Source organism: Bradyrhizobium sp. RD5-C2 (assembly GCF_019972155.1).
In the GTDB taxonomy this organism is placed as follows: domain Bacteria; phylum Pseudomonadota; class Alphaproteobacteria; order Rhizobiales; family Xanthobacteraceae; genus Bradyrhizobium.
Genome location: NZ_BOVL01000020.1, coordinates 205,571 through 218,160, shown reverse-complemented (window position 1 = coordinate 218,160; position 12,590 = coordinate 205,571). Strand labels below are relative to the sequence as shown.

The following is a 12,590-nucleotide window of genomic DNA, read 5'->3' as shown; positions in this document are numbered from 1 at the left end:
AGCATTGCCTCGCCTCGGCCGTTTGGTGTTAGGCTGCACCTCGTAACGTCAGAGGAAAACGTCGATGAACGAACACACGACGGACAAGCGCGTGCGAGAGGCGTCTCGCAGGCGATTCCTTCAGGCGGGCGCAGCATTGGCCGGTGGCTCCGCGATCGCGGGAGTTGCCGGTTCTACCGCGCTTGCTGAACAGGGGAATAATCTTCCGCCCAGCGTGCCGGAATGGATGAAAGCGCCCGGCGATCCGATGGGAAGCCAGCCCTATGGCACGCCGTCGGTTCACGAGAAGGGCGTCGTCAAGAACATCTCGAAGACGCTGCCGCAATATATCTCCGCGTCGGGCCGCACACCGTTGCAGGAGCTCGACGGCATCATCACGCCGAACGGTCTGTTCTACGAACGCCACCATGGCGGCGTGCCGACTATCGATCCGGCCGAGCACCGGCTGATGCTGCACGGCATGGTCGATCGCCCGCTGGTGTTCACGATGGAGGATATCCGCCGCTTTCCGTCGCAGTCGCGCATCCACTTCCTCGAATGCTCCGGCAATCCGGTCTACACCAAGCCCTACGGCAAGACGGCTTCCGACCTCGTCGGCCTGCTGAGTTGCGCGGAATGGACCGGCGTGCCGCTGAAGACGGTGCTGGACGAAGCCGGCCTGCAGGCCGGCGCCAAGTGGATCGTCGCGGAAGGCGCCGATGCCGCCGCGTTGACGCGCTCGATCCCGATCGAGAAGTGCCTCGACGACGCCATGCTGGTCTACAGCCAGAACGGCGAGCGGCTGCGTCCGCAGCAGGGCTATCCGCTGCGCCTGTTGCTGCCGGGCTTCGAGGGCAACATGAACGTGAAATGGCTGCGCCGGCTCAAGGTGGTCGCCGAGCCGGCCTATTCGCGCGAGGAGACCTCGAAATACACCGACCCGATGCCGGACGGTACGTCGCGCGAATTCACCTTCTACATGGAGGCCAAATCGATCATCACACGACCGTCCGGCGGTCAGAAACTGACCACGCACGGCTTTCACGAGATCACCGGGATAGCCTGGAGTGGCCACGGCAAGATCAAGAGCGTCGAGATCTCGCTCGACGAGGGCAAGAGCTGGCAGCAGGCGGAGCTGCAGGAGCCAGTGCTGACGCGCGCGCTCACGCGCTTCCGTTTGCCCTGGCACTGGGACGGCACCCCCGCCGTGATCCAGAGCCGCGCCATCGATGAGACCGGCTACGTGCAGCCGACGCTGGCGGAATTGGTGGCGGTGCGCGGTCTCAACTCGTTCTACCACAACAACGCGATCTGGCCCTGGCGTATCGATGCGAATGGCGAGGTGACCAATGGCCAGGCGTAACCTCAAATCCGCGCTGCTGGCCGGCGCGATCGCGATGCTCGGTGTCGCTGTTCGTGCCGAGGAGCGCTACGGCATCGGCCGCGTGGCGACGCCGGCGGAGATCGCCGGCTGGAACATCGACATTGGTCGCGATGGCTCCAACCTGCCACCGGGCAGCGGCAACGTCGAACGCGGCCGCATCGTGTTCAGCGAGCAATGCGCAGTGTGCCATGGCGACAGCGGGCAGGGCGCCGTCGGGGACCGCCTGGTCGGCGGGCAGGGCACGCTGGCGAGCCCAAAGCCGATCCGCACCGTCGGTAGCTACTGGCCCTACGCCCCGACCTTGTTCGACTACATCCGCCGCGCAATGCCGCAGAACGCGCCGCAGTCGCTGAGCAATGAGGACGTCTACGCGGTGTCCGCCTATATCCTCAGCCTGAACGGCATCGTGCCGGCCAATGCGGTGCTCGACGCGAAGTCGCTCGCCGCCGTCAAGATGCCGAACCGCGACGGGTTCGTCTCCGACCCGCGGCCCGACGTGCATAATCGCTGAGCGGCGAGCCACGGCCTGTTGGCTCGCGGCATCGTGAGGCCGTGGCTCCTGTGCCCGGAGAGGCGTCGCCACCATATGGTCTTGGGGCGGCTCGGCCGGCCTTTGACATGTTTCACTGATCGATAGGAGTGGTCGCATGTCCGGATTGAGGGCGGTTGCAGCCGCCATATTGCTCGCAGGGATGTCGTTCTCGCCTGTCGTTGCCCAGATTTCCGAGCCGGCGTTGCTCGAGTCCGAAAACCCCGGTCGCAGCGCGATCAACGGCGGCGCCCTAACGCCGTGGGGAGAGGCCCAGCAGGCGCTGCAACGGGGCGGCAATCCCGCGAATGCCTATGGCGCCATACCGGCGGCACCGTCATCCGCGCCGTCCTCGTCTTGCGCACGCTACCGTTCGTTCGATCCGGCGTCCGGCACCTTCCTTGGCCGCGACGGCCGCCGCCATCCCTGCCAATAGGCCGCACTGCGCTTGGCCGTCGTTCTTGGCGGTGGATAAGCGCGCCGGCCGTCATCCTGTGCCCGAACGCCTGGACGTCGGACGCGTTATAGTCCGATGATCGTGTCGGGTCCCGCCGGGCCCGAGCGGCGGAGGGCAGCTGGCGTGACAGACACCTTGGCCGGCTTCTGGGACCGAAAGCCGACCGCGGAACTGCTGCGGGAAGCGGCGCGTGCCGACGGCGACGCGGAGACGCCGATCTTCAAGCGCTCGCTTTCGGCGTTGCAACTCGTGACCCTCGGGATCGGCGGCATCATCGGCGCCGGCATCTTCGTGCTGACGGGCCACGCGGCCGCCGCCAATGCCGGACCCGCTGTCACGCTCTCCTTCATGCTTGGCGCCGTCGCCTGCGCTTTCGCCGGCCTGTGCTACGCCGAGATGGCGTCGACCGTGCCGATCTGCGGCAGCGCCTACACTTACGCTTACGCCACGCTCGGCGAGCTGATCGCCTGGATCATCGGCTGGGACCTGATCCTCGAATATGCGGTCGGCGCGATCGCGGTTTCGGTCGGATGGTCCGGCTATTTCGTCAGCTTGATGCGCGATTTCGGCATCAACCTGCCGCCGCAATTCACCTCGGCGCCGCTCGCCTACGATGCCAACAGTGGTGCGTGGTCGTCGACCGGCGCGGTCATCAACATCCCGGCGATGGTGATCATCGCGTTCGTCACCGCACTGCTCGTGTTCGGCATCCGCGAGTCCGCGCGCTTCACAGGGTTCGTCGTCGTGGTGAAGCTCGTCGTCATCGCCCTGTTTCTCGCCACCGCAGCTTCCTCGGTATCGCTGGCGAACTGGGTGACGGCGGGCAATCCGGAAGGCGCGCTGATCCCGCCGAATGCCGGTCCCGGCGTATTCGGCTGGTCCGGTGTGGTCCGCGGCGCGGCGGTGGTTTTCTTTGCCTATATCGGCTTCGACGCGATCTCGACCGCGGCGCAGGAGGCGAAGACGCCGGAGCGCGACATGCCGATCGGGATTCTCGGCTCGCTGGTGATCTGCGCCGCGCTCTATGTTGCGGTCGGCTTCGTGCTGACCGGCATCGTGCCGTACGACAAGCTCAGCGTGCCCGATCCGATCGCCGTCGGCATCGATGCCGTTGGCGTCGGCTGGCTCGGTCCCTTCATCAAGCTCGGCATCCTGTTCGGGCTAACGTCGGTGATCCTCATCATGCTGCTGGCGCAGCCGCGGATCTTCCGCGCCATGGCGCATGACGGGCTGTTGCCGGGCATCGCGGCTAAGATCCATCCGCGGTTCCAGACGCCCTATGTCTCGACCATCTTCGCCGGCAGCGTCGCTGCGATTCTCGGCGGGCTGCTGCCGATCGGGCTGGTCGGCGAACTCGTCTCGATCGGCACGCTGTTCGCGTTCACCGTGGTCTCGATCGGAACGCTGGTGCTGCGCGTCCGCGACCCGGACTTGCCGCGCCCTTTCAAGGCGCCGGCGATCTGGCTGGTGGCGCCGGCTGCCGCGGGAACCTCGCTCTTCCTGATGTTCGGCCTGCCGATCGACACCTGGATCAGGCTCGCGGTGTGGCTCGTGATCGGGCTTGTGATCTATGCCGCCTATGGCCGGCGCCATAGCCGGCTGCGGGCGAGGGGCGGAGCATAGATCGCGCTCGCGGTGCCTCCGCGAAAAGGCTGTCGTCCCTGCTTTCGCAGGGACGACACCGGATTTGTTGCGGCATTGAAGTCAAACGTCCGCGGCCACCTTCACTCGATCGCGTTTAACGCGCGCCGGATCGCTGCGAAGATCGCCTCGATCTGGTCCTCGGTGATGATCAGGGGCGGTGAGATCATCAGTGTATCGGCGGCGGCGCGGATCAGGATGCCGTCCTCGTCGTAGCATCGCCGGGCGCATTCGGGACCGCGTACGCCGGCCGCGCCGTCGCGCGGCTTCAGATCGATCGCCGCCAGCAGGCCGATGTTCCTGATATCGATGACATGCGGCGCGTCCCTCAACCCATGCGCCGCCGCCTCCCAGATCGGCGCGATGCGCCGGGCGCGCTCGAACAGGCCGAGGTCCTGATAGACGTCGAGCGCGGCGAGGCCGGCCGCGCAGGCGAGCGGATGCGCCGAGTAAGTATAGCCGTGGAACAGCTCGACGGTGTTTTCCGGCCCGTTCATCAACGCGGAATAGACCTTGTCGCTGACGATGACGCCACCCATCGGCACGGCAGCATTGGTCATGCCCTTGGCGCAGGTGATGAGATCGGGTGTCACGCCGAGCGCATTGGCCGCGAACGGCGCGCCGAGCCGTCCGAAGCCGGTGATCACCTCGTCGAAGATCAGCAGGATGCCGTGCTGATCGCAGATCTTGCGCAGCCGCTCGAGATAGCCTGACGGAGGCGGGTAGACGCCGCCCGAGCCGGTCACGGGCTCCACGATGACAGCCGCGACGGTCGAGGGGTCGTGGATCTGCAACAGCTTGTCCAGCTCATCGGCGAAATGCGCGCCCCATGCCGGCTGCCCGCGCGAGAATGCGGTGTGCTCGGGATCGTGGGGCAGCGCCAGATGGTCGACTTCGGGCAGCAGTGGACCGAAATCGCGGCGGTGACGGTACAGGCCGCTCACCGACAATCCGCCCCAGCCCATGCCGTGATAGGCCTTGGCGCGCGAGATGAAGCGGATGCGGCTGGCTTCGCCGCGGGCGCGATGATAGCCGCGCGCGATCTTGAGCGCGGTGTCGACCGATTCCGATCCGGAATTGGTGAAGAACACATGGTCGAGACCTTCAGGCGTGATCTCGGTGATGCGTCCGGCGAGCTCGAATGCGGCGGGGTGGCTCATCTGGAATGAGGAGACGAAATCGAGTTTCGCAGCCTGCGCCTGGATCGCCTCGACGATCCGCTTCTGGCCGTGGCCGGCGTTGACGCACCAGAGTCCCGCCATGCCGTCGAGAATGCGTCGGCCGTCCTGGGTGATGTAGTGCATGCCCTCGGCGCCGGTGAACAGCCGTGGGTTGGATTTGAACTGGCGATTGGGCGTCATCGGCATCCAGAACGGCTCCATCGCCTCGCGGGTGAGGGGGGTGTTCGTTGCCGCGGCGTGCGGTGAATGCATGGATGAGCTCCTGTTATTTGCGGGTGTTGCTGCGGCCGCTGGCCGGATCGTCGGTGACGCGCTTGACCTTTGACGCGCCCTCGAGATGCTTGCGCATCAGCGCGGCCGCGGCCTCGCGCTCGCCGGCCTCGAGCCGGTCGAGGATCGCAAGATGCTCGCGGCAGTTCACCAGCACGCGCTCGTAGCCGAAGGTCCAGTCGTAGTTCGCAAAGCTGCGCAGCCGGTTCTGCTGCTGTACGGCGACCAGCAGGAAGCGATTGCCGGAGGCCGCCGCCAATCCCTCGTGGAAGGCAGCATTCATCTCGAAGAAGGCGATGCTCGCGGTCTCGCTCCAGGTTTGCTTGGTCGCATCCTGATGACGCCGGCGCATCTCGGCGGCCCAGCCTGGATCGAGCTGAAAGCCCGGCTCCAGCAGGGCGGCCGGCTCGATCAGGATCCGGTAGCGGTAGCTCTCTTCGCGCGCCTTGGCGTCGGCGATGATCGGCTGGAAGCGCCAGCCATGCCCGGGCTTGCGCTGCACCGCCGCGACCTCTGCAAGCTTGGCCAGCACGCGCTGCACCACCGGGCGCGACGCCCCATAGCGCTGCATGAGGTCGCGCTCGGAGACGTCGACCGGAAGGCGATCGCTGCGCCGGTCGCGCGCGATCGCCACGAACAGCCGGTCGGTGTCCGCAGGCGTCGGCTTGCTAGCCGTCTTCGGAGCCGGCGGGGCCGTGTCCGTGACGAAATAGCCGCGGCTTGCGCCGACCCGTATGAGGCGTCGGCCTGCCAATATTTTCAGCGCCGCGCGCACCGGCGTGCGTGAAACCTGCAGGCGTTCCGCCAGCGCCACCTCCGCAAGTCGCGTGCCGGGCGCGAGTTTTTCCGCCCGGATCAGCTCCAGGATGCCCGCGGACAGTTCGCGTTGCAGGCGGCTCGGGGCTGCCTTCGCAATGGGCGTAGATTTTTGTTTCATGTACTGACAAAATACATTAGCCTTTGCGGAAACGCAAAAGGAAGTTGGCGCAAGCGATGGTCGAACCATTTCCCCTCATCGAGATTTCAGGCCCGCCGCACGAGCGCGGCAAGCAGTATGGCCGCCAGGCGGCCGATCGCATCCGCAAGGGCACCTCGCACTACTTCACGCAGCTCAAGGAGCTCTCGCTCGACGCCGCCGGCGTCGCCGAGCTGGTGCGCGACTATCTTCCGGTCATCGAGGCGTTCGAGCCGACCTATATCGAGGAGATGCACGGCATTGCCGAGGGCGCCGGCGTTCCGTTCGAGGATATCGTGCTGCTCAACGCCCGCACCGAGATCCTCAAGCTCGCCGAGCCGTCGGTTCGGGCGCGGCTGAAGACGCCAGACGAGCCCGACGGCTGCACCGGCGTCGTCGTGCTGCCGCAAGCGACCGCGTCGGGGCGGCTGATCCACGCCCAGAACTGGGACTGGAAGCGAGAATGCGCCGAGACGGCCGTGGTGCTGAAGGTGCGCCGCGACGACGGTCCCGATCTCATGACCTTCACCGAGGCCGGCGCGCTCGGTCGCTGCGGCTTCAACGCGGCCGGCATCGCCATCACCGCGAACTATCTGCAGTGCGACCGTGACTATCGCCAGATCGGGGCGCCGCTGGCGCTGATCCGACGCAAGGTGCTGGAGAGCGACCACGTCGCGCTGTCGATGCGCACCGTCTATTGCACGAAGAAATCCGCCGCCAACAACATGATCGTCAGCCATCGCGACGGTGTTGCGATCGACTTCGAATGTGCGCCGGACGAGACCTTCCAGGTGCATCCCGATCGTGGGCTCCTGGTGCACGCCAATCATTTCGTCAGCCCCGTTGCGCTCGGCAAGCTCAAGGACACCGGCATCGCCAGCACGCCCGACAGCCTCTATCGCGACATCCGGGTCCGCGATCTGTTGCAGCCGCATCTCGGCGCCATTAGCTTCGAGACAGTGAAGTCGGCGCTGTTCGACGACTTCGCCTATCCGTGGTCGGTATGCCGGCCGCCGCGCCGCAATCTCGGCAACAATCTCAGCGCTACCGTAGCAATGATCCTGATGGAGCCGGCGAGCGGGCTGATGGAAGTCGCGCCGCTGCCGGCGCTGAACCGGCAGTTCACCTCCTATCGGCTCGACGTGGTGGCCAGCCCCCGCAATGAGGGCGCGCCATCGGCGGCCGCGAGGGCGTCCTGATGGTCCTGTGTCGGCCATCGCGTGCGATGATGGTCGGCCTGCTGGCACTGTCGGCGATGCTGACCGTGGCGCCGCTGCGCGCGGATGCCGAGACGCTGCTGCGGACGCGGCTGAACGCCGACATCCGCTCCACCGATCCCGGCACCAACCGCGACGCCAACACCGACGGCGTGATGGCGCATATCGTCGAGGGCCTGGTCGCGTTCCGCGACGATACCTCGATCGGTCCGATGCTGGCGGATAGCTGGACCGTCTCGAACGAGGGCAAGACCTACACCTTCCACCTCCGGCAAGGCGTCAAGTTCCACAATGGCGCCGGCATGACCGCGGATGACGTCATCTGGTCGCTGAAGCGCTGGCTCGATCCGGCCACGCAATGGCGCTGCCTGTCTGAATTCAGCGCAACCGGCATCGCCCAGATCCAGAAGATCGAGGCGCCTGACCCGCAGACGGTCGCGATCACCCTGGACCGCCCGACCGCGTTGTTCCTGTCGACATTGGCGCGGCCCGACTGCGGACAGACCGCCATCATTCATCGTGACTCGGTCGGGCCCGACGGCAAGTGGATTGTGCCAGTCGGGACCGGACCGTTCAAGCTCGGCGAATGGAAACGCGGCCAGTACGTCGACCTGGTGCGGTTCGACGGCTACGCCGCGCGCAGCGAGCCGCGCACCGGCTACACCGGCGCCAAGATCGCGCAAGTCGACCGGATCAGGTTCAACGTCGTTCCCGACGGTTCGGCGGCGAAGGCGGGCCTCTTGTCCGGTTCGCTCGATGCGATCAGCAATCTTGCGATCCCCGATGTCGAGGACCTCAAGACGCGGCCGGATGTGCAGCTCAGCATCACGCCCGCGCTCGGTCTCACCGGCATCCTGTTCCAGACCCGCGATCCCCTGCTGAAGGACGTGCGGATCCGGCGGGCGATCGCGCTCAGCCTCGACACGCCGCAGATCATCGACGCGGTCATGGAGGGCATCGCGCGCGCCAACAATTCGGCGCTGCCGATCGGAAGTCCGTTCTATGGCGAGGTGGAGACCCACGGCTACACCCAGGATATCGCGGAAGCCAAGAAGCTGCTCGCGCAAGCGGGCTATCACGGCCAGCCGATCAAGATGATCGCCAACAAGCGCTACAGCTACGTGTTCGATTCCGCCGTTTTGGTGCAGGCGATGGCGCAGGCCGCGGGCATCAACATCGAGATCGAGGTGCTGGACTGGGCCGCCCAGCTCGATCGCTACAACCGCGGCGACTACCAGTCGATGGCCTTCGTCTACTCACCGCGGCTAGACCCGTCGCTCTCTTTCGAGATGCTGATGGGGCCCAAAGCGACGCAGCCGCGCAAGGTTTGGGACGATCCGGAGGCGCAGCGGATGCTGCAGGAGTCGATGATGATCGACGACAAGGCGAAGCGCCAGCTTCTGTTCGACGAGCTGCACCGCCGCTTCATCGACGATGTGCCGATGATCGTCCTGTTCAACGGCGCTGAGATCGCCGCCCTGCGCAACAACGTCAAGGGATTTGCCGGCTGGCTGTTCGGACAGCCGCGCTTCTGGGGCGTGAGCCTGCAGTAGGGAGGGATCGCGGCGATGCTGGGCTACCTCGCACGACGGCTGGCCATGACGATCCCGACGCTGCTGCTGGTGGCGGTCGCGGTGTTCACGCTGGTGCGCCTGATCCCCGGCGATCCGGTGCAGGTGATGCTCGGCGACAACGCCGATCCGGCGCAGGCCGCGCAACTGCGCGCGCAGCTCGGGCTCGACCAGCCGGTGCCGCTGCAATTCCTGTACTGGCTCGGCAAGCTCGCGACCGGCGACCTCGGCCACTCCATAACCAACAATCTTCCGGTGCTGCCGCTGATCCTGGAGCGCTTCCAGGTCTCGGCCACGATCGTGCTGGTGGCGGTCGGCCTTGCCGCCTGCATCGCCGTCGTGGCGGGCCTCGTCGCGGCATGGAAGCAGAACAGCGCGCTCGATCTGGCGATCGTCGGCGGCGCCACGCTCCTGCTGTCGATCCCGAGCTTCTGGCTCGGTCTGCTGCTGCTTCTGCTGTTCGGCTTGAAGCTGAAATGGCTGCCGGTGATCGGCTACGTGCCGTTCTCGGAGAATGTCTGGCAGGCTACATTGTTCATGGTGCTGCCGATCGTCACCCTGACCGCGGTCGAGATCGGCGTGCTGACGCGGATGGCGCGGGCGGCCTCGATCGAGGTGCTGCGGCTCGAATACGTCACGCATGCGCGCGCCAAAGGCGTCCCGGAATGGCTGGTGCTCGGCCGCCATGTGCTGCCGAACGCCTTTGCGCCGACCTGGACGCTGATTGGCCTCGTGCTCGGCCATCTGCTCGGCGGCATCGCCGTCATCGAGACCGTGTTCACGCTGCCGGGGCTCGGACGGCTGCTGGTCGATTCGATCTTCGCGCGCGACTATCCGGTGGTGCAGGGCTGCCTGCTGTTCACCGCGGTGATTTATGTCGTCGTCAACCTGATCGTCGATCTCTGTTATCCGCTGTTCGATCCAAGGGTGGCGGTGGCATGAAAAGGGTGACCGTGGCATGAAATGGCGCATCAACACCGTCATCGGCGGCGCGCTGATCGGGCTCGTGCTCGGCACAGCCGCGACGGCCGCGTTCTGGACGCCGTTCGATCCGCTGCGCATTAACCTGAAGGCGCGGCTGCACGCGCCGTCCGCGCTGCACTGGTTCGGCACCGATGAATTCGGCCGCGACGTGCTGAGCCGGCTGATGGCAGGGGCCGCCGCCAGCGTCGTGGTGGCGCTCGCCACCGTCCTGATTGCCGTCGGTGTCGGCGTGCTGGTCGGCGGTGTCGCGGGCTATCTGCGCGGCTGGACCGATCGCATCATCATGGCCGTCAACGACGCGCTGCTGGCCTTTCCCGGCATCCTGCTGGCGCTCGCGGTGATGATCGTGATCGGCGCCAACAAGTCGGGCCTCGTGCTGGCGCTGGGGCTCGCCTACATCCCGTCGGTCGCGCGTGTGGTTCGCGGCACCGTGCTGTCGATCCGCGAGAAGGAGTATATCGAGGCGTCGCGGGTGATCGGCAACTCCGAATTCTATTCGATGCTCCGCCACGTGCTGCCCAATGCGATCGCACCGGTGGCGGTGCTCGCGACCAGCATGTTCGGCTGGGTGCTGCTGGCCGAGAGCGCGCTGAGCTTCCTCGGTCTCGGCGTGCCGCCGCCGGCGCCGACCTGGGGCAACATGCTGGCGGCGAGCCGGCCGTACATGGAGACCGCGGCCTGGCTCAGCATCGCACCGGGACTGTGCATCGCGCTGACGCTGCTCGGCATCAATCTGCTCGGCGATTCCCTGCGCGATAGCTTCGATCCCAGGATGGCGCACGGATGACCGCGCCACTGCTGACCGTCGACCATCTGCGCATCGAGGCTGCCAGGACCGGCGCTGTCGTCGTCGACGATGTGTCGTTTGCGATCGAGCGCGGCGAATTCCTCGCGGTGGTCGGTGAATCCGGCAGCGGCAAGACCGCCGCGGCGCGCGCCATTCTCGGGCTGCTGCCGCCGGGCCTGCGGCGGGTCGGCGGCGCGATCCGGCTCGACGGCGAGGATCTCGCCGATATCGCGCCACGGCGCATGCGTGCGCTGCGCGGCCGCTCGGTCGGCATGGTGTTCCAGGAGCCGATGGTGTCGCTCAATCCGGCGATCAGCGTCGGCGCGCAGATGGCCGAGGGCCTTGCCCTGCACGAGAGGTTGACGCGGGGCGAGATCAGGCAGCGCTGCCTCGACATGCTGGCGCGGGTGCAGATACGCGATCCCGAGCGGACCTTCGATGCTTATCCGCACGAATTCTCCGGCGGGATGCGCCAGCGCATCATGCTGGCCTCGGTGATGCTGTTGAAGCCGAAGCTGCTGTTGGCCGACGAGCCGACCACCGCGCTCGACACGCTGAGCCAGCGCGAGGTGCTCGACCTGATGGTCGAACTGGCGCGCGATCACGGCACCGCGGTGATGCTGATCACCCACAATCTCGGCCTGGTGTCGCGCTATGCGCAGCGTGCGGTCGTGCTGCGGCAAGGCAAACTGGTGGAGACCGGCAGCGTCCGGCAGATCCTCTCCGCGCCACGCGAGGCTTACACGCGTCAACTCGTCGATGCGCTGCCGCGGCGGCGCGCCGCGACCGGGCCCCGCGCAGCCGGCGAGCCGCTGATCAGCGTGCGTGGCCTGAAGGTCGCGTTCGGCGGGCGGCAGCGCCTGTTCCGCAGGGATGCCGATGTTGCTGCGATCAATGGTGTCGACCTCGAGATCGGCGCCAGTGAAACCGTCGCCGTGGTCGGCGGCAGCGGCTCAGGCAAGACCACGCTCGGCCGCGCGATGCTGCGGCTGATCCCGGCGGCCGCAGGTGAGATCCGCTTTCAGGGCAGGGATGTGATCGCGACGCGCGACCGCGCGTTCCGTCTGGCTTCGCAACTCGTATTCCAGGATCCGTATTCGTCCCTCGACCCGCGCATGCGGGTCGGTGAGATTGTCGCCGAGCCGCTGCGGCATGTCCCGGAGCTGTCATCCAGCGAGCGCGACCGGCGCGTGGCCAGCATGCTCGACGAGGTCGGGCTCGCCGGCTTCGCCCAGCGCTGGCCGCATGAGCTCTCCGGCGGTCAACGCCAGCGCATCGCGATCGCGCGCGCGATTGTGCGGCATCCGTCCTTCGTGGTCGCCGACGAGCCGGTCTCCGCGCTCGACATGACGATCCAGGCCCAGGTGCTGAAGCTGTTCGAACGTCTGCAAGCGCAATACGGCTTTGCCTGCCTCTTCATCAGCCACGACCTCGCCGCGGTCGAGCAGGTCGCCGACCGCGTGGTGGTGATGCAGGGCGGCCGTATCGTCGAGCAAGGGTCGCGCGACGACGTGTTCGACCGTCCGCAGCACGAGTATACCAGAGCGCTGCTCGCTGCGACGCCGGTGCTGGATTTCGCCGGGCAAGCCGCCGCGCGCGCGTCGGGCTGACGGAAAGTCAAGACTGATGCGGCGC

At 66.7% G+C, this 12,590-nt stretch carries 11 protein-coding genes; 9 read left to right on the top strand and 2 right to left on the bottom strand.

Translation table 11 applies throughout. From position 1 onward, the window contains the following. The first annotated feature begins 64 nt into the window (after nt 1-64). The 4 genes from soxC (at nt 65) to BraRD5C2_RS25915 (ending at nt 3,972) form a co-directional block, all read left to right on the top strand. Nucleotides 65-1,342, top strand: coding sequence for a sulfite dehydrogenase (gene soxC / locus BraRD5C2_RS25930; RefSeq protein WP_223973175.1), 1,278 nt, complete (start codon nt 65-67; stop codon nt 1,340-1,342). Between the two features lie 34 nt (nt 1,343-1,376). Beyond that, complete coding sequence (locus BraRD5C2_RS25925; RefSeq protein WP_223973998.1) at nt 1,377-1,874, top strand: c-type cytochrome; 498 nt, start codon at nt 1,377-1,379, stop codon at nt 1,872-1,874. A gap of 136 nt (nt 1,875-2,010) precedes the next feature. Further along, entirely contained in the window at nt 2,011-2,328 is a 318-nt protein-coding gene (locus BraRD5C2_RS25920; protein ID WP_223973173.1) for a BA14K family protein, read from the top strand. A 156-nt stretch (nt 2,329-2,484) separates the two neighbouring features. Next, nucleotides 2,485-3,972: an amino acid permease gene (locus tag BraRD5C2_RS25915; RefSeq protein ID WP_374708051.1), complete on the top strand. Its 1,488-nt coding sequence runs from the start codon at nt 2,485-2,487 to the stop codon at nt 3,970-3,972. Nucleotides 3,973-4,073: 101 nt separating this feature from the next. On the opposite strand, the gene aptA is transcribed toward BraRD5C2_RS25915, so the two are convergent. Beyond that, nucleotides 4,074-5,423, bottom strand: coding sequence for an omega-aminotransferase AptA (gene aptA / locus BraRD5C2_RS25910; protein ID WP_223973171.1), 1,350 nt, complete (start codon nt 5,421-5,423; stop codon nt 4,074-4,076). A gap of 13 nt (nt 5,424-5,436) precedes the next feature. Continuing rightward, nucleotides 5,437-6,378 carry a GntR family transcriptional regulator gene (locus BraRD5C2_RS25905; protein ID WP_223973169.1) on the bottom strand — a complete coding sequence of 314 codons (942 nt, stop codon included), beginning with the start codon at nt 6,376-6,378 and terminating at the stop codon, nt 5,437-5,439. A 56-nt stretch (nt 6,379-6,434) separates the two neighbouring features. On the opposite strand from BraRD5C2_RS25905, the gene BraRD5C2_RS25900 reads away from it, so the two are divergent. Genes BraRD5C2_RS25900 through BraRD5C2_RS25880 form a run of 5 tightly spaced genes read left to right on the top strand, consistent with a single transcriptional unit; the run spans nt 6,435 to nt 12,565 of the window. Continuing rightward, entirely contained in the window at nt 6,435-7,595 is a 1,161-nt protein-coding gene (locus tag BraRD5C2_RS25900; protein WP_223973167.1) for a C45 family autoproteolytic acyltransferase/hydolase, read from the top strand. Between the two features lie 29 nt (nt 7,596-7,624). Further along, on the top strand, nt 7,625-9,166 hold the full coding sequence (locus BraRD5C2_RS25895; protein ID WP_223973987.1) for an ABC transporter substrate-binding protein: 1,542 nt from the start codon (nt 7,625-7,627) through the stop codon (nt 9,164-9,166). A gap of 15 nt (nt 9,167-9,181) precedes the next feature. After that, a complete protein-coding gene (locus tag BraRD5C2_RS25890) occupies nt 9,182-10,126 on the top strand; it encodes an ABC transporter permease (protein WP_223973166.1) in 945 nt (314 codons plus the stop codon). 16 nt (nt 10,127-10,142) lie between these two features. Further along, nucleotides 10,143-10,955 carry an ABC transporter permease gene (locus BraRD5C2_RS25885; protein ID WP_223973164.1) on the top strand — a complete coding sequence of 271 codons (813 nt, stop codon included), beginning with the start codon at nt 10,143-10,145 and terminating at the stop codon, nt 10,953-10,955. Then, nucleotides 10,952-12,565 (top strand): ABC transporter ATP-binding protein, encoded by a 1,614-nt coding sequence (locus BraRD5C2_RS25880; protein WP_223973156.1) that lies wholly within the window; start codon nt 10,952-10,954, stop codon nt 12,563-12,565. Before BraRD5C2_RS25885 ends, BraRD5C2_RS25880 begins: the two co-directional genes overlap by 4 nt. Nucleotides 12,566-12,590 lie beyond the last annotated feature (25 nt).

Bases quoted from the DNA above. Each gene is read 5' to 3' on its own strand.
- BraRD5C2_RS25885 (WP_223973164.1), top strand. From the start codon at position 10,143: ATGAAATGGCGCATCAACACCGTCATCGGCGGCGCGCTGATCGGGCTC.
- BraRD5C2_RS25925 (WP_223973998.1), top strand. From the start codon at position 1,377: ATGCTCGGTGTCGCTGTTCGTGCCGAGGAGCGCTACGGCATCGGCCGC.
- soxC (WP_223973175.1), top strand. From the start codon at position 65: ATGAACGAACACACGACGGACAAGCGCGTGCGAGAGGCGTCTCGCAGG.
- BraRD5C2_RS25900 (WP_223973167.1), top strand. From the start codon at position 6,435: ATGGTCGAACCATTTCCCCTCATCGAGATTTCAGGCCCGCCGCACGAG.
- BraRD5C2_RS25905 (WP_223973169.1), bottom strand. From the start codon at position 6,378: ATGAAACAAAAATCTACGCCCATTGCGAAGGCAGCCCCGAGCCGCCTG.
- BraRD5C2_RS25880 (WP_223973156.1), top strand. From the start codon at position 10,952: ATGACCGCGCCACTGCTGACCGTCGACCATCTGCGCATCGAGGCTGCC.
- BraRD5C2_RS25895 (WP_223973987.1), top strand. From the start codon at position 7,625: ATGGTCGGCCTGCTGGCACTGTCGGCGATGCTGACCGTGGCGCCGCTG.
- BraRD5C2_RS25890 (WP_223973166.1), top strand. From the start codon at position 9,182: ATGCTGGGCTACCTCGCACGACGGCTGGCCATGACGATCCCGACGCTG.
- BraRD5C2_RS25920 (WP_223973173.1), top strand. From the start codon at position 2,011: ATGTCCGGATTGAGGGCGGTTGCAGCCGCCATATTGCTCGCAGGGATG.
- aptA (WP_223973171.1), bottom strand. From the start codon at position 5,423: ATGCATTCACCGCACGCCGCGGCAACGAACACCCCCCTCACCCGCGAG.